15 protein-coding genes are annotated in these 16,260 nt (G+C 73.1%); 8 read left to right on the plus strand and 7 right to left on the minus strand.

Annotation, left to right across the window (positions count from 1 at the left end):
- Positions 1-2: 2 nt before the first annotated feature.
- Both ABEA34_RS13000 and ABEA34_RS13005 read left to right on the plus strand, forming a co-directional pair.
- The gene (locus ABEA34_RS13000; RefSeq protein ID WP_345521719.1) at positions 3-2,477 is read left to right on the plus strand and encodes a circularly permuted type 2 ATP-grasp protein; all 2,475 of its coding nucleotides are present in this window, start codon (positions 3-5) and stop codon (positions 2,475-2,477) included.
- The gene (locus ABEA34_RS13005; RefSeq protein ID WP_345521720.1) at positions 2,474-3,367 is read left to right on the plus strand and encodes a transglutaminase family protein; all 894 of its coding nucleotides are present in this window, start codon (positions 2,474-2,476) and stop codon (positions 3,365-3,367) included. Before ABEA34_RS13000 ends, ABEA34_RS13005 begins: the two co-directional genes overlap by 4 nt.
- Positions 3,368-3,391: 24 nt before the next feature.
- Here the strand turns inward: ABEA34_RS13005 and ABEA34_RS13010 are convergent, their stop codons facing one another.
- Positions 3,392-3,607, minus strand: coding sequence for a CarD family transcriptional regulator (locus tag ABEA34_RS13010; protein WP_345521721.1), 216 nt, complete (start codon positions 3,605-3,607; stop codon positions 3,392-3,394).
- Between the two features lie 132 nt (positions 3,608-3,739).
- Here ABEA34_RS13010 and ABEA34_RS13015 point away from each other — a divergent pair, with 132 nt between their 5' ends.
- The 4 genes from ABEA34_RS13015 to ABEA34_RS13030 are packed head-to-tail and all read left to right on the plus strand — an operon-like array spanning position 3,740 to position 7,394.
- A complete protein-coding gene (locus ABEA34_RS13015; protein WP_345521722.1) occupies positions 3,740-4,735 on the plus strand; it encodes a zinc-binding metallopeptidase family protein in 996 nt (331 codons plus the stop codon).
- Positions 4,736-4,788: 53 nt separating this feature from the next.
- Positions 4,789-5,454 (plus strand): DUF6518 family protein, encoded by a 666-nt coding sequence (locus tag ABEA34_RS13020; protein ID WP_345521723.1) that lies wholly within the window; start codon positions 4,789-4,791, stop codon positions 5,452-5,454.
- A 52-nt stretch (positions 5,455-5,506) separates the two neighbouring features.
- Positions 5,507-6,460 (plus strand): glutathione S-transferase C-terminal domain-containing protein, encoded by a 954-nt coding sequence (locus ABEA34_RS13025; protein WP_345521724.1) that lies wholly within the window; start codon positions 5,507-5,509, stop codon positions 6,458-6,460.
- 19 nt (positions 6,461-6,479) lie between these two features.
- Positions 6,480-7,394 (plus strand): cation diffusion facilitator family transporter, encoded by a 915-nt coding sequence (locus tag ABEA34_RS13030; protein WP_345521725.1) that lies wholly within the window; start codon positions 6,480-6,482, stop codon positions 7,392-7,394.
- A 1-nt stretch (position 7,395) separates the two neighbouring features.
- Here ABEA34_RS13030 and ABEA34_RS13035 read toward each other — a convergent pair whose 3' ends face one another.
- From ABEA34_RS13035 to ABEA34_RS13045, 3 genes are read right to left on the minus strand one after another with little or no spacing between them, the layout of a single operon-like run.
- On the minus strand, positions 7,396-9,144 hold the full coding sequence (locus ABEA34_RS13035; protein ID WP_345521726.1) for a sugar phosphate isomerase/epimerase and 4-hydroxyphenylpyruvate domain-containing protein: 1,749 nt from the start codon (positions 9,142-9,144) through the stop codon (positions 7,396-7,398).
- Positions 9,141-9,992 (minus strand): shikimate dehydrogenase, encoded by an 852-nt coding sequence (locus ABEA34_RS13040; protein WP_345521727.1) that lies wholly within the window; start codon positions 9,990-9,992, stop codon positions 9,141-9,143. Before ABEA34_RS13040 ends, ABEA34_RS13035 begins: the two co-directional genes overlap by 4 nt.
- Positions 9,989-11,341, minus strand: coding sequence for an MFS transporter (locus tag ABEA34_RS13045; RefSeq protein ID WP_345521728.1), 1,353 nt, complete (start codon positions 11,339-11,341; stop codon positions 9,989-9,991). Before ABEA34_RS13045 ends, ABEA34_RS13040 begins: the two co-directional genes overlap by 4 nt.
- Before the next feature lie 67 nt (positions 11,342-11,408).
- Here ABEA34_RS13045 and ABEA34_RS13050 point away from each other — a divergent pair, with 67 nt between their 5' ends.
- The gene (locus ABEA34_RS13050) at positions 11,409-12,425 is read left to right on the plus strand and encodes a LacI family DNA-binding transcriptional regulator (RefSeq protein WP_345521729.1); all 1,017 of its coding nucleotides are present in this window, start codon (positions 11,409-11,411) and stop codon (positions 12,423-12,425) included.
- A gap of 108 nt (positions 12,426-12,533) precedes the next feature.
- On the opposite strand, the gene ABEA34_RS13055 is transcribed toward ABEA34_RS13050, so the two are convergent.
- Together ABEA34_RS13055 and ABEA34_RS13060 are read right to left on the minus strand one after the other, a co-directional pair.
- Positions 12,534-13,316 carry a helix-turn-helix transcriptional regulator gene (locus ABEA34_RS13055; RefSeq protein ID WP_345521730.1) on the minus strand — a complete coding sequence of 261 codons (783 nt, stop codon included), beginning with the start codon at positions 13,314-13,316 and terminating at the stop codon, positions 12,534-12,536.
- Entirely contained in the window at positions 13,313-14,119 is an 807-nt protein-coding gene (locus ABEA34_RS13060) for a helix-turn-helix transcriptional regulator (RefSeq protein ID WP_345521731.1), read from the minus strand. Before ABEA34_RS13060 ends, ABEA34_RS13055 begins: the two co-directional genes overlap by 4 nt.
- Before the next feature lie 85 nt (positions 14,120-14,204).
- On the opposite strand from ABEA34_RS13060, the gene ABEA34_RS13065 reads away from it, so the two are divergent.
- The gene (locus tag ABEA34_RS13065) at positions 14,205-15,671 is read left to right on the plus strand and encodes a protein adenylyltransferase SelO (RefSeq protein WP_345521732.1); all 1,467 of its coding nucleotides are present in this window, start codon (positions 14,205-14,207) and stop codon (positions 15,669-15,671) included.
- A gap of 4 nt (positions 15,672-15,675) precedes the next feature.
- On the opposite strand, the gene ABEA34_RS13070 is transcribed toward ABEA34_RS13065, so the two are convergent.
- Positions 15,676-16,125, minus strand: coding sequence for an SRPBCC family protein (locus tag ABEA34_RS13070; RefSeq protein WP_345521733.1), 450 nt, complete (start codon positions 16,123-16,125; stop codon positions 15,676-15,678).
- Positions 16,126-16,260: the final 135 nt, after the last annotated feature.

A 16,260-nucleotide genomic window follows, 5' to 3' on the forward strand; every position in this document is an offset into this window, starting at 1 on the left:
CGATGACGGTGCTGCGCGACTACGCCGCCCAGGTCACCCAGCCGGCGCTCGGCGACAGCGCCCGCTACGACGAGATGGTCGCCCCCGACGGGTCGCTGCGACCGCCCTGGAAGGGCCTGGCCGAGGTCGCCGTCGGGCTGACCGACGCCGACCTGCGCCGGGTCCAGGGCGAGATCGGCCGCTTCCTCTCCGACGACGGCGTCACCTACGCCCCGGCCGGTCGCGGCCACGGCCGGTGGCGGCTCGACCCGATCCCGCTGGTCATCGACGCCGCGGCGTGGGCGCCGGTCGAGATCGGCCTGGCCCAGCGGGCCGAGCTGCTCAACGCGATCCTCGTCGACCTGTACGGCGACCAGCGCCTGCTCTCCGAGGGCATCCTGCCGGCGCCCCTGGTCTTCGGCCACAGCGGCTACACCCGCGTGGTCGCGCGACCCGAGGCCATCGACCCGCGCCCGTTGGTGCTGGCCGCGACCGACCTCGGCCGCGACGCCGACGGGACCTGGCGGGTGATCGGAGACCGGGCCCAGGCGCCGTCGGGCATCGGCTACGCGATGGAGAACCGGCGCGTCATCTCCCGGGTGATGCCCGAGCTCTACCGCGAGGCCGGGCTGCACCGGATGGAGCCCTACTTCTGGGCGCTGCGCTCCGCGCTGATCCAGTCGGCGCAGGGCGACCTCGCCGACCCGCGGGTCGTCGTGCTGTCACCGGGCAGCCAGTCCGAGACGGCGTACGACCAGGCCTTCGTCGCGTCCGCGCTCGGCTTCCCCCTCGTCGAGGGCAGCGACCTCGTCGTCCGCGACGGGTGGGTCTACCTGCGTGCGCCGGGGCGGCTGGAGCGGGTCGACGTGATCCTGCGTCGGGTCGACGCGGCCTGGAGCGACCCGCTGGAGCTGCGCGGCGACTCGCAGCTCGGCGTCGCCGGTCTGGTCGAGGCCGTACGCCGTGGCCGGGTGCGGGTCGTCAACGGGCTCGGTGCCGGCGTGCTCGAGAACCCCGGGCTCCTGCCCTACCTGCCCGCCGCCTGCGAGGCGCTGCTGGGCGAGCCCCTGCGGCTCGCCTCGGTCCCGACCTGGTGGTGCGGTGAGCCCGACGGGCTCGACCAGGTGCTCGACCGGATCGACGAGCTCGCGGTCACCGAGATCGACGACCGCTCCGACCTGACCGGGTTGTCGACCGACGAGCTCCGTGCCCGGGTGCTGGCGGCGCCGTACCGGTTCGTCGGCCAGGAGCCGCTGCAGCTCTCCCAGTCGCCGACCTGGTCGGGCGGCGTCACCCGGCCGGTGCCGGTCACCCTGCGCACCTTCACGCTGCGCTACGGCTCGGCGTACCGCCCGCTCGTCGGCGGGATGGCCAGCGGCTGGCTGGACGCCACCACGCCGACCAGCAAGGACGTGTGGGTGCTCAAGGCCAGCGCCGGCGACGCCGACCAGGGCCTGTCCGGCGTGCTGCCGATGACGTCGACGCGGTCGGTGCCGATGACGGTGCCGCGCGTGCTGGAGGACATGTTCTGGTTCGGCCGGTACGCCGAGCGGGTCGAGGACCTGCTCCGGCTGGTGCTCGCCGCGCACACGCTCGCGGAGGACTTCCGGACCCGCCCGCGGTCCACCGGCGGCGCGAGCCTCGCGGTGCTGATGGACGCCGTGCACCGGCTGGCCGGCGGCTCGCCGTACGGTCCCGACGGGCTCGACGACGACTTCCGCTCGCTGCTGCTCGACGGCGGCCGGGTGGGGAGCGTCGCCTACGGGCTCGACGGGCTGCGCGACGTCCTGCGCGGCGTCCGCGACCAGCTGTCCCCGGACACGTGGCGTGCCTTCGGCACCACCGACCGGGCGATCGAGGCGCTCGAGGGCAACCGGCACAGCCACCAGGTCGCGGAGAGCGCGGGCCGGATGCTGAGCGGGATCCTGTCGCTGCAGGGGGTCACCGCGAGCATGATCCGCGACCCCGGCTGGCACGCGATCGGGCTCGGGCGCTCGCTCGAGCGCGCCCTCCAGGTCTGCCACCTGCTGGCCGAGACCACCATCGAGCGACGGGGAATCGACGTCGACCGCGAGGTGCTCAACGCGGTACTGGTGTCGACGGAGAGCGCGGTCACCCATCGGCGCCGCTACCGCGGCTACGTGCGTCCGGCCGGGGTGCTCGACCTGCTGCTGATGGATCCCGAGAACCCCCGCTCCATCGCGTTCTCCCTCACCGCCGCCCGCGAGCACCTCGCGGGGCTGCCCGGCTCGACCGGGTCCTCGCGGCCCGAGCGGCTGCTGGCCGACCTGCTCGACGAGCTCGCCGCCGCCGACGTCGCCGAGCTCGTCACCATCGGCGGCGTCGGCCGGCCCAACCTGGTGCGCTTCCTCGCCGCCTTCCAGGGCACCCTCGAACGGGTGACCGACGCGGTCGCCGAGGTGCACTTCGCCAGCGGACCCCCGCCGCGCCCGCTCGGCTCGCTCGGGCTGTCGCTCGTCTCGGAGGCGGGGTCGTGAGATACCGGGTCACCCACGCCACGACCTACTCCTACGACGACGACGTCACCGACAGCCTCGGCGTCGCCCACCTGGTGCCGCGCACGCTGGCCGCGCAGCGGGTGACGTCGGCGGACGTCGAGGTGTCGCCCGCGCCGGTGGACCTCTCCCACGACACCGACTGCTACGGCAACACCGCGACGTACTTCCAGGTGACCACCGGCCACCAGCAGCTGGTGGTCGCGGGCCGCAGCGAGGTCGAGGTGACGATGCCGTCGTACGACGATGCGGCGCTGGCCACCCCGTGGGAGCGGGCCCGGCCGCTGCTCGACCCGACGCTGCCGGGGGCGTGGCTGGCCACCGACTTCGCGCTGCCCTCCGCGGCCGTCGAGCAGACGGCCGAGGCGGCGGCGTACGGCGCGGAGTCGTTGCTGCCGGGCCGGCCGATCGGGGACGCGGTCACCGACCTGATGCACCGGATCCACGCCGACTTCACCTACGACGCGAAGGCGACGACCGTGACGTCGACGGTGGCCGAGACGATCCGCAAGCGGGCCGGGGTCTGCCAGGACTTCGCCCACCTGACCATCGCGTGCCTGCGCGCGCACGGCCTGGCGGCGCGCTACGTGAGCGGCTACCTCGCGACCCAGCCCCCGCCGGGTCGGGACCGGATCGTCGGCGCCGACGCCTCGCACGCCTGGGTGGCGGTGTGGGTCCCGGCGACGGGCGCGGGACCGAAGGCGGGCGAGTGGCTCGCCGTCGACCCGACCAACGACCAGTGGGCCAACGACCGCTACGTCACGGTCGCCTGGGGTCGCGACTACGGAGACGTCCCGCCGGTCAAGGGCGTCATCTTCACCGAGGCGACGAAGTCGACCCTGAAGGTGTCGGTCGACGTCGCGCCGGTCTGAGGGCGAGCTGCCAGCCCGGTGTGCTCAGAGCTTCGTCATCTTCCGGTACGGGCTGGAGACGCGGACGGTCTGGTCGCGGAAGTCGACCGACACCGCATCCGACTCGACGCCCACCACGCGGCCGACCCCGTAGGAGTCGTGCGACACCAGGTCGCCCGACTCGAAGTCTTCGATCGGGAGCTCGACCTTGGGCTTGAAGGGGCTGCTGGCGAGGTGCCGTCGCCCGGATGAGGTAGCCATTACCCCGAGTATGCGCCTCCGAGACGACTCGTGGGTAACCGACGGCGAATCTGGTGTCGAAGGATCGTCCCGAATGGCGTGGAACCGGCGCGACGGGGAACCTTAGGTCCTGTGAAGGCCTATCGCTGTCGCGTGTGCGACAACCCGCTCTACTTCGAGAACTCCGTCTGCGTCTCCTGCGGCACGGCCCTCGGGTTCTCGCGCGGCGAGCGCGCGATCGTGCCCGTCGACGAGACGGGCCGGTACGTCGACGCCTCCGGCCTGGTCTGGTGGGTCTGCCGCAACCTCAACCTCTCCGGCTGCACCTGGCTCACGAAGGAGAAGGGCGCGCAGTGCGACGCCTGCGACCTGACCCGGACCCGGCCGGCCGACGACGACCTCCAGGGACTCGAGCAGTTCCGGCTCGCCGAGCAGGCGAAGCGGCACCTGGTCGTCGAGCTCGACACCCTGGGCTTCCCGGTGGTCGCCAAGACCACCGACCCCGAGAACGGCCTGGCCTTCGACCTGCTCAGCACCACCGAGCAGTCGAGCGCGGACAACGTGGTGATCGGTCACGAGGACGGGGTCATCACCATCGACCTCGCCGAGAGCGACGACGCCTACCGCGAGAAGGTCCGGGCCCAGCTGGCCGAGCCCTACCGCACGATGCTCGGGCACTTCCGGCACGAGGTCGGGCACTACTTCGAGTGGCAGCTCGTGCGAGGCGACGACCGGATGGCCCGCTGCCGCGAGCTCTTCGGCGACGAGTCGAAGGACTACCAGGAGGAGATCAAGCGGCACTACGCCGAGGGACCGCCCGACGGGTGGGAGCGGTCGTACATCTCGACGTACGCCACCATGCACCCCTTCGAGGACTTCGCCGAGACCTGGGCGCACTACCTGCACATCAGCGACACCATCGAGACCGCCGGCGAGTTCGGGCTGACCGCGGTCGCGCCGGTCACGGCGTTCTCCAGCTTCGCCGACGTCGTCCGAGGCGTCTGGGTCCCGCTCGCCGTCGCGCTCAACATGGTCAACCGCAGCATGGGCAAGGACGACCTCTACCCGTTCGTCATCCCGCCGCCGGTCCTGGAGAAGCTCGACTTCGTGGCAGCGCTGGCCAACCCGGGCGGTACCTCCGGCCACTAGTCCGGTACCTGCGGGCGAGGTCCAGGGGGCCGCGGGTGACCAGGCTGGTCGGCATGAGCACCGACCACGCCCTCCAGCCCGTCCTGACCGAGCGGACGACGCCGTACGCCGGCCCGGCGACGCCGGTCGTCCTGACGGCGGCGGTCGCCGCGGGCGTGGTGCTCGGGGTCGTCGACCTGTGGTGGTCGACCTACCACCCGTCCGCCTGGTCGTCGGTCGCCAACTCGTGCGCGGGCTGGGCCGCGTGCGCGTTCGCCCTGGGTGCGGCCCTGCGGGTCGACGCCCTGCGGGCCGCGGTCGCCGCGGTCGTGATGCTGGCGGTCGCCGTCGAGGCGTACTACCTCGCCGAGGTCGTGCTGCAGGCCGGTGACCGCTGGATCCTGACCTCACCGGTCGCGATGGAGTGGCTGGTCCTCGCGGGCGTGGCCGGGGCGCTGTACGGGCCGGCCGGCGCGTGGGCGGCCGGACGCTCGCCCTGGCGCGCCGCCGTCGGCCTCGCCGTCGGCGGCTCGCTCCTGCTCGGCGACGCCCTCCAGCTCGCGGGCCGCGACCTCGCCCTGGCCGGCAGCGGGGAGCCCCGGGTGCTGGTGCTGCTGGCGCTGGCGATGCTGGCCTGCTCCGTGCGCCGGCCCTGGGTCGCCGTCGCCGCGCTCGTGCTCAGCCTGCCGCTCAGCCTCGTCGTGGCCGCGGCGTTCGTCTCGACGGGCGTCTACATGTGAGGCGGCACGCCCAGAAGCCGTGATTGGTTGAGCGTTCACCTAGGCTGGGCGCATGAGTGACTCGGGCGGCTACGTCTCCACAGGTGAGTTCAAGCGGGACGCGAGCTACATCCCCGACCGGATCACGAAGGACGGACGGCGACCCGAGCACGGTCCCGTCGAGGGTGACCTGTGGCCGGTCGAGCCCGGCCGCTACCGCCTGGTCGCAGCGAAGGCCTGCCCCTGGGCGACCCGGGCGATCATCGTGCGCCAGCTCCTCGGCCTCGAGGACGTGATCTCGCTCGGCACTCCCGGGCCGACGCACGACGAGCGCAGCTGGACCTTCGACCTCGACCCCGGCGGGGTCGACCCGGTCCTCGGCATCGAGCGGATCCAGCAGGCCTACCTCGCGCGGTTCCCCGACTATCCCAAGGGCATCACGGTCCCGGTGGTCGTGGACGTGCCGACCGGACAGGTCGTCACCAACGACTTCCCGTGGATCACCCACGACCTCTTCTTCGAGTGGCGCGAGCACCAGCGCGCCGACGCTCCCGACCTGTGGCCGGCCGACCTCCGCGAGGAGATGGAGGAGGTCATGCAGCGCGTCTACACCGAGGTCAACAACGGCGTCTACCGCTGCGGCTTCGCCGGCTCGCAGGAGGCGTACGACGCGGCGTACGACCGGCTCTGGACCGCCCTCGACTGGCTGGAGGACCGGCTCTCGACCCGGCGCTACCTGATGGGCGACGCGATCACGGAGGCCGACGTACGCCTCTGGACCACGCTGGCCCGCTTCGACGCGGTCTACCACGGCCACTTCAAGTGCAACCGGCAGAAGCTCACCGAGCTGCCGAACCTCTGGGGCTACGCCCGCGAGCTCTACGCGATCCCGGCCTTCGGCGACAACACGGACTTCGAGCAGATCAAGAAGCACTACTACGTCGTCCACAAGGATCTGAACCCCACGCAGATCGTGCCCGACGGTCCCGATCCCGCGGTCTGGCTGGAGCCGCACGGTCGCAGCTGAGACTCCCTAGGCTGGCGGTATGGGACACGACCACGGGCACGCCGCCGGGCGGGCGGAGGACCGCGCCCGCCTGCGCTGGGTGCTGGGCGTGACCATCGTCGTGCTGGCGTTCGAGGTCGTCGGCGCGTTCGTCACCGGGTCGCTCGCGCTGCTCGCCGACGCGGGCCACATGGCCACCGACGCCGCCGCCGTGGTGCTCGCGCTCGGGGCGTCGTACGTCGCCTCGCGGCCGGCCGGTCCGCGCTCGACCTTCGGCCTGCACCGCGCCGAGATCCTCGCCGCCCTGGTCAACGCCGTGGTGCTGCTGGTGGTCTGCGGCTACCTCGCGTACGCCGGCATCACGCGGCTGGCGGACCCGACGTCGGTCGACGCCGGGCCGATGATCGCGTTCGCGGCGGTCGGCCTGGTCGCCAACGCGGTCTCGATGATGATCCTCAACCGCTCCGACACCGGTTCACTCAACCTCCGGGGCGCGGCCAACGAGGTGCTCGCCGACCTGGTCGGCTCGATCCTCGCCGTGCTCGCGGGCGTGGTGATCCTGCTGTGGGGCTGGGAGCGCGCGGACTCGATCGCCTCGCTGCTGATCGCCGTGCTGATCCTCCCGCGGTCGCTGATCCTGCTGAAGGAGTCGGCCTCGATCCTGCTCGAGGTCGCCCCGGCCGGGATGGACCTCGCCGACGTGCAGCGGCACCTGCTCGAGATGCCCGGCGTCGTCGACGTGCACGACCTGCACGCCTGGACGATCACCAGCGGGATGCCCAGCCTGTCCGCCCACGTGACCGTCACCCAGGAGGCGATGGACGCGCACGGCGTCGGCGGCATCCTCGACCGGCTGGCCGACTGCACGGCCGCGCACTTCGACGTGCGCCACTCGACCTTCCAGGTCGAGCCCGAGACCCACCGCGACCACGAGGACCTCGGCGAGGTCCACTGACCTACCCGGCCCGCTGCATCGCCAGTCGCACGTGCGTGCCGGCCGAGCCGTAGCCGTCGTACCCGCCCCGTCGCTCCAGCAGCTCGACGTGGAAGCCCGTGCCCAGCGGGAGGGTGAAGGCGTGCAGGAGCTCGCCGTCGCCGGCACGGTCGTAGAGCAGGCCGTGCGCGCGCAGGTCGTCGAGCACCTCCGGCGGCAGCCCGAAGCGGGCGTCCAGGTCGGTGTAGTAGTTGTCCGGCACCGGCATCAGGGGTACGCCGGCGGCGCGCAGCGCCCCCACCGACGCGCGGACGTCAGGTGTCGCGAACGCGACCTGGGTGATGCCGGAGGCCGGCGACTGGACGGACTCCTCGACGTTGAGGATGACCCGCAACGAGCCGCGCGACGAGCGGAAGGCGCGGCTGCGCAGCCGGCCCTGGGGCTCCATGAACTCCTCGACGGCGCCCGGCTCCATCGCCAGGAGGGTGCGCAGGAAGGACACCTCCTCGTTGAGCCGCAGGGAGGGCACGGCGACGACGAGGTGGTCGATCCCGAGCAGGTCGCCGGTGGGCTCGGCGGGCTCCACGAAGTCGCCCTGCCAGTGGTCGTCCTCGCCCGCGCGGTCGCTGACCAGGACGTGCAGCCCGGACGGCGAGGTGATCCCCGGCAGCAGCGCCTCGCCCGAGCCGCGGGTCCGGTCGACGGCCGGCCACAGCAGCGCCTTGGCCCGCTCGGCGACGCCGGACACCGACGAGGTGAGGATCCCGATCGCCGGGTCGGCGGCGGTGCCGTCGTTGACCACGACGTGCGCGTCGCCGTTGCGCCACCAGGTGACCGGCTTGGTGCGGTGCCGGCCGGCGGGGGCGAAGCCCAGGGACCCGAGGAGGGGAGGTACGGCGGGCGAGCCGGGCAGCTCGAGGAACGCCGGGTCGATCCCGGCCGGCGGCGGAGGCGCTCCCGCCCGGCCGAGCTGGTCCTCCAGGAAGACCAGGGAGCGCATCGCGTCGCGGGCCGTCACCGCGGGGTCGGCGACCCGGACCACGTCGCTGAAGACCTCGAGCGACACCGGGCCGGCGTACCCCGTCGCGAGCGTCGCCGCCACGACCCCGGCGACGTCGAGGGTGCCCTCCCCGGGGAAGCACCGGAAGTGCCGGCTCCACTCGAGCACGTCCATGTCGAGCAGCGGTGCGTCCGCGACCTGCAGGAAGCCGATGCGGTCTCCGGGGATCCCGGCGAGCGCGGCGCCGTCGTCGCCCCGCGACAGGAGGTGGAAGGTGTCCACCGCCAGCGTGACGGCCGGGTGGTCGGCCCGGCGTACGACGTCCCAGGCCTGGCCGACCCGGTTGACGTGCCGGCCCCAGGCGAGGGCCTCGTAGGCGATCGTGACGCCCTGGTCGGCCGCGAGGTCGCCGAGCAGGCTCAGCTGGGCGGCGCTGAGGTCGGGGTCGTCGACGGCGTCGGCGCCCACGTGGGAGCAGCAGAGCACCGTCGTCGCGCCGAGGTCGGCCATCACGGCGAGCTTGGTGCGAAATCGATGGAGCACCGGGTCGAACTGTTCGGGCGGCACCCCCTCGACGTCACGCACCGGCTGGAAGAGGTCGATGGTGAGGCCCAGCTCGGCGCACCGGCGCGCGACCTCCCGTGGCGTCAGCGGCGAGGCGATCAGGTCGTTGTCGAAGATCTCGAGCCCGTCGAAGCCGGCCGCCGCGATCGCCGTCAGCTTGTCGTCGAGCACCCCACTCAGCGACACGGTCGCGATGCCCCGCCTCATGCCGTCAGCTCTGCGAAGTGGCGGGTCATCCGGGCGGCGTCGGGCACGCGGCCGGTGAAGAGCTCGAACGCGCCGACGGCCTGGTGCACGGCCATCCCGCCGCCGGTCACCACCCGGCACCCCCGAGCCCGGGCCGCGCGGACCAGCTCGGTGTCGAGCGGGAAGTAGACGACGTCGGAGACCCAGAGGTCGGGCCGCAGCAGTCCCTCCGGCACCGACGAGCCGGGGTGCCCGTTCATCCCGACCGGGGTGGCGTTGACGACGCCTCCCGCCTCGTCGAGCGCGCGGCCGAGGTCGGTGACGGGGGTGACCCGGTGGTCGCCGTACCTCTTGGCGAGGCGGATGGCGCACGCCTCCGCCCGCTCGGGGTCGCTGTCGAGGACGGCGACGTGCTCCGCGCCCTGGTCGAGGAGGCCGTACCCGACGGCGACGCCGGCACCCCCGGCGCCGACCACGACGGCGCGGTCGCGGACGGCGTCGGGCAGCGCCGCGCGGAACGCCGCTCCGTAGCCCGACCAGTCGGTGTTGCGGCCCAGCCGTCGGCCGTCGCGGAAGACCACGGTGTTGACCGCCCCCAGGTCGGCGGCGTCGTCGGAGAGCTCGTCGAGCAGCGGCAGCACCGCCTGCTTGAACGGGTGCGTGACGTTGAGGCCGTCGAAGCCCAGCCGCTGCGCCCAGTCGAGCAGGTCGGCCAGGTCGTCGGCGCCGAAGCCGCGTCGCTCGGCGTCGATGATCCGGTAGCTCACCTGCAGGCCGCTCTCCCGGCCCTCGCGCTCCTGCATGGCCGGGGTGAGCGAGGCCGAGATGCCCTCGCCCACCAGGCCCAGGACGTACGACGGCCGGCTCATGCGTGCACGGCCACGGGCGCGGTGGGGGAGGCCGCCGGGGTGCGCGCACCGATCTCGCGGGTCGGGATCCTGTGGGTGCCGCTCGGACCGGTGAGGACGGCGATGGCGGAGACCACGCAGGCGCCGGCCGCGAACAGCGCGACCTTGTACCAGTTGTCGGCGTCGCCGCCCATCAGGGCGCCGGCGATGGTGGGCGTGAAGCCCGCGAGGGCGAACCCGAACTGGGTGCCGACCGCCATGCCGGACAGGCGGACGCTGGTCGGGAAGTACTCGGCGTACGTCGCGGGCCACACGGCGTTGGGCATCGAGTAGACGACGCCCGCGAGGGCGACGCCGAGCACGAACATCAGGACCACCTGACCGTGGGCGATGGCGCCGAGGAAGGCGACCACGAGCACCGCGCTCCCGAGCAGACCGGTCACGAAGACGGGCTTGCGGCCGATCCGGTCGGACAGCGTCGCCCACAAGGGGATCACCGCGATCGCGACCAGGTTGGCGACGATCGCCAGCCAGAGCATGGTGTCCTTGCTGATCCCGATCCCGTAGTCGTCGGACGTCGCGAAGTTGAGCGCGAAGACGGCGAACATCGTGTTGACGGTGGCGATGAAGGCCGCGAAGAACACCCGCAGCACCCCGCGCCAGTGGTCCTGGAGGAGGCAGGCCAGCGGCGCGCGCGGCGTCTCGTCGCTCTGGCTCTCGGCCCGGAATTCGGGGGTCTCGTCGAGCCGGCGCCGGATGACCAGCCCGGCCACGACGACGACCGCGCTGATCCAGAACGGGATCCGCCAGCCCCACGACTGCAGCTGGTCGTCCGAGAGCACGGCCGCGAGCGGCAGGAAGACGGCCGGCGCTAGGATCTGGCCGCCCTGGGTGCCGCTCAGCGTGAAGCTGGTGAAGAACCCGCGCCGGTCGTCGGGGGCGTGCTCGAACGACATCGAGTTCGCGCCCGCCTGCTCCCCGGCGGCGGACAGGCCCTGGAGGATGCGGAGCAGCACGAGCAGGATCGGCGCGAGGATGCCGACGGTGCCGTACGTCGGCAGGCAGCCGACCAGGAACGTCGAGACGCCCATCAGCAGGATGGTGCCGATCATGACCTTCTTGCGACCGAGCTTGTCGCCGACGTGACCGAGGAAGAACGAGCCGACCGGGCGGGCGACGTACGCGACGCCGAAGGTCGCGAACGCGGCGACGGTCGCGGCCGTGCGGTTGCCCTCCGGGAAGAAGATGTCGGGGAAGACCAGCGCGGCGGCGGTGCCGTAGATCGCGAAGTCGTAGTACTCGAGCGCGCTGCCGAACCAGGCGGCGAGCGCCGCCTTGCCGGGGGTGCGGGTGGACTCGTGGGTGCTCATGCCGTCGAGTGTCGAAGTGGCCGGCGTCACATGGCAAGCGTTTGCCATTCTTTGCCACACTGGGTCCATGCCACGGGCGAGGAGTCGGGACGGCGCGCGTCGCCGGGCCACGATCACCGATGTCGCCGCGGCGGCGGGCGTCGCGGCGTCGACCGTCTCGCGTGCCTTCACCCGGCCGGACCGGGTCAACCACCGCACCCGGGAGCACGTCCTGGCGGTGGCTGCGGAGCTCGGCTACGCGCCCAACCCGGCGGCGCGGGCACTGGAGTCGGGACGGACGAACACCCTTGCCCTGCTGGTGCCTGACATCACCAACCCCTACTTCTCCGGGGTGATCAAGGGCGCCGAACGGGCGGCCGCCGCGGCCGGGCTGACACTGGTGCTCGGCGACACCCAGGAGAACCCCGCGACCGAGGAGCAGCTGATCCGCCGCCTCGGACCGGCGGTCGACGGGTTCGTGCTCAGCGCCTCGCGCCTGCCGGACGACGAGCTGCGCCGGGCCGCCGAGCTCAACCCGATCGCCCTGGTCAACCGCGCCACGCCCGGTCTGGCGTGCGTGGTGGCCGACTTCGACACCGGCACCCGCCAGATCGTCGACCACCTCGCGTCCCTGGGGCACGAGTCGCTGGTGTTCCTGGGCGGCCCCCCGGAGTCCTGGTCGGGTGCGCGCCGGTGGGCGGGCCTGCGGGTGGCCGCCGAGGCGCGCGGGCTGGCGGCGACCCGGTTCGGGCCCTACACGCCGACGCTCGGCGGCGGTCCCGCGGCGGCCGACGCGGTGCTGGCGGCGGGGGCGACGGCGGTCGTCGCGCACAACGACATGCTCGCGATCGGCGTGATGCTGCGGCTGGCCGAGCGCGGCGTCGCGGTGCCCGATGACGTCAGCGTCGTCGGCTTCGACAACATCGTCGGGTCCGACTTCTGCAGCCCCACGCTCACCACGCTGGCCGAGCGCACCGAGGACGCCGGTGCCCGGGCGGTCGAGGCGGTGGCCGCCCAGGTGCTGTCCCGCGTCGACGACCCGCCGACGCGGGTGCTGCCGACGCAGCTCGTCGTACGCCGGTCGACGGGAGTGCGCGGCGGCTGAGCGAGAAGGGAGCCGACCAGCTCCCCCGCAACCGGTCGGCTCCACCCGCGCTCAGCAGACACCACGGTGGCCGTGGCTGTCCCGGCCGTTGCAGGTTCCTGCAAACCGTCAGGAGTGGCCCCACATCTGGACCCGGACCCCGGCGGCGAAGCGGGACTTCACGCCGAGGGCGGCCAGGACCGCGGCGACCTCGGAGCGCACGGTGCGGACGCTGACGCCGAGGGACGCGGCGATCGCCTCGTCGCCGAGGTCGGACGCCATGAGTGCGACCACCTGGCGCTGCCGCTTCGAGAGGACGCCCAGGTCGGAGATGCCGGCGTCCTCCACCGGGACCGCCGAGGCGACGACGGCGTCCCAGTAGCGCCACGCCGCCTCGAGGCAGGGGCCGGCGTGGATCGCCATCACGCTCACCGAGCCGTCGAAGATCGGGCCGTCCAGCAGCACGAGGGCCCGGTCGATGATCTTCATCTGCACCGGTGCCCGGGCGAAGAGGTAGTCGCCGACCCGCTCGTTGGCGAGGAGGAGCCGAGCGTCGGTGTCCAGCCCGTAGTAGTCGAAGACGCTCACCATCCGGGCGCCGGACTCGACGAACGCCCGGTTGGCCGGCAGGCCCGCGCGCAGCTGGGTGGTGGACGCGGATGGCCGTACGGACAGGTTCTCGCGCCAGGCAGCGCTCGTCGTGTGCAGCCACTCGTGGATGCCGGCGACGCCCCGGGCCACCACCTGACCCTCGGTGAGTCGCTCTCCGGCGGCCAGCGCCGCGGCCTCGCTGCGGCGCACCTGCAGCACCGCGGCCGCGTCCAGGACGCGCTGGACGGCCGCCGCGTCGAGGCGGGTCGACGGCCCGAGGCCGACGCCGACCGGCAGGTCCTCGCTCCGCGGGAGGCTCACGACTCGACCTCCAGGCGCGCGAGGCGGGTCGCGGCGGCGAAGCGCGACTTCACGCCCAGCGCGGCCAGGATGGCGGCGACCTCGGAGCGCACGGTGCGGACGCTGACGCCGAGCGACGCCGCGACGGCCTCGTCGCCGAGGTCGGAGGCGAGCAGGGCGACGATCTGGCGCTGCCGCTTCGAGAGGACCTCCAGGTCGGAGATGCCGGCGTCCTCGACGGGGATCGCCGACTCGACGACCGCCTCCCAGTAGCGCCAGGCGGCCTCCATGCAGGCGCTGGAGTGGATGACCATCAGGCTCATCGTGCCGTCGACGCTCGGGCCGTCCAGGAGGACGCGGCGGCGGTCGAAGATCTTCATCTGGACGGGGGCGCGACCGAAGAGGTAGTCGCCGATCGGCTCGTTCGCCAGCAGGAGCCGCGCGTCGGTCTCGAGCCCGAAGTAGTCGAAGACACTGACCATCCGGGCGCCGGACTCGATGAACCTCCGGTTGTGCGGCAGGCTCGCGCGCAGCTGGGAGAGGGAACCCGTCGGTCGCACGGACAGGTTCTCGTGGCAGGTGGTCAGCTCGGACTGGATCCACTCCTGGATCGCGCCCATCCCCACGGCGACGACCTCACCGCCCGTCAGCTCGCCGCGGGCCGCCTGCGCAGCGGCCTCGCTGCGACGTACCTGCAGGGCGGCCGCGGCGTCCAGCACCGCCTGGATCGCGTCCATGCTCATCAGGGTCATCGGACCCATGCCCACCCCGGTCGGTAGGTCGTGCCGCTCCACCTGTGCCTCCGTCTGCCCGAGCTCCGTCAACGTGGCCAGTGTTCGGGTGCTCGCCGCCACTGGCAACCGCTGTCTCACCTGCGTCCGGTGAGGGCGCGGCCCGTAGCCTCGGTCCGTGAGATCCGCACCCGACCTGACCATCGCCTTGGACGACCGGTTCGCGCGTACGGTTCCCGAGCTCGCGGTGCCCTGGCAGGCCGTGCCCGCGCCCGCACCGAACCTGCTCGCGCTGAACGAGCCGCTGGCCGCCGAGCTGGGCCTCGCCGGCGACGCGCTCCGCACCGCCGACGGCCTGGGTCTGCTGACCGGGACGGTCCTGCCGCCCGGGGCGCACCCGGTGGCGCAGGCGTACGCCGGGCACCAGTTCGGCGGCTTCAACCCCGGGCTCGGCGACGGCCGCGCGCTCCTGCTCGGCGAGCTCGTGGACCGCGACGGACGGGTCCGCGACCTGCACCTCAAGGGATCCGGGCGCACCCCGTTCGCGCGCGGGGGCGACGGCCTGGCGGCCGTCGGACCGATGCTGCGCGAGTACGTCGTCAGCGAGGCCATGCACGCCCTCGGCATCCCGACCACCCGCGCGCTCGCCGTCGTGGCGACCGGCCGCGACGTGCACCGGGAGACCGTGCTGCCCGGCGCGGTGCTGGCCCGGGTCGCGAGCTCGCACCTGCGGGTCGGCAGCTTCCAGCTCGCTGCCAGCAAGGGCGACGTGGCGCTCACCCGTCGCCTCGCCGACCTCGCGATCGACCGGCACCACCCCGCCCTCGCGGCCGCGGACGCGCCGTACCTCGCGCTCTTCGACGCGGTGGTCGCCGCCCAGGCGCAGCTGGTCGCACGGTGGATGCTCGTCGGCTTCGTGCACGGGGTGCTCAACACCGACAACGTGACGATCTCCGGCGAGACGATCGACTACGGTCCGTGCGCCTTCATGGAGGCCTACGACCCGGCCACCGTCTACAGCTCGATCGACGAGGGCGGCCGCTACGCCTACGGCAACCAGCCCGGGATCACCCAGTGGAACCTCGCCCGGCTCGCCGAGGCGCTCCTGCCGCTCCTGGCGGACGACCAGGACCGCGCGGTCGAGATCGCGACGGCCTCGCTGAGCGGGTTCGGGCGGCAGTACAACGCGGCGTGGTCGAGCGGGATGCGCGCCAAGCTGGGACTGCCCGCCGACGTCGACGACGCGGTCGCGGCCCCGCTCGTCGACGACCTGCTCGTCCTGATGCAGGCCGGCCACGTCGACCTGACGACGTTCTTCCGGGCGCTCGGCCGCGCCGCCCGGGGCGACACCGAGCCCGCCCGCAGCCTGGTCCTCGACCTCGCGGGCTTCGACGCCTGGACCGACCGGTGGCTGGCGACCGGCCCCGACGGCGACGCGATGGACCGGGTCAACCCGGTCTACGTCCCCCGCAACCACCTGGTCGAGGAGGCGCTCGCCGCCGCGACCGGCGGTGATCTCGTGCCGCTGGAGCGGCTGGTCGACGCCGTGCGCTCGCCGTACGACGAGCGCGCGGGTCTGGAGGCCTACGCCGCCCCGGCGCCGGCTGACTTCGGCGCGGCGTACCAGACCTTCTGCGGGACCTGACCGGTCAGGAGACGGCGTCGGCCTCGGCGGCCGCCTTGAGCTTCACCAGGGTCTGCTCGATGCCCTTCTGGTGCCGCTTGGGGTAGCCCATCGCGCCCAGCGCCCACTTGGTGACGCCGTTGCAGTGGCTCAGGTCCCAGGTCTCGGTGACCTTGGTGCCACCGTCGACCGGCTCCAGCTCGTAGCGCCAGCGGTGGGTCCCGATGTGCCGCCACGAGATCAGCCGGTCGGGCTCGTACTCCACGACCTTGTTCTTCGTGCGGTACGGCGCCCCGATCTTCATCTTCATGCCGAAGGTCGACCCGAGCTCCAGCCTCTCCGGGCCGTCCACGGCACCCTGGACGGTGCCCGAGCCGTCGATCCGCGCGTGCTGCCGGGGGTCGGCGACGATCGCGAAGATGGTGGCGGCGGGCGCGGCGATCGTGGTGCTGGCGGAGACGTCGGAGGCACTCATGCCCCGAAGCGTAGAGGTCGGGGCGCAGCCGCGATGGGCCGATCCGACCATCCGGCCCCCACCTGATTGGCGACGCGGACGATGTGCCAGATAGGTTGGCGGGGCACGATTGTGTTCCGGGTCACAGGGGTCGCA

This window comes from Nocardioides conyzicola (assembly GCF_039543825.1).
Taxonomy (GTDB): Bacteria; Actinomycetota; Actinomycetes; order Propionibacteriales; family Nocardioidaceae; genus Nocardioides; species Nocardioides conyzicola.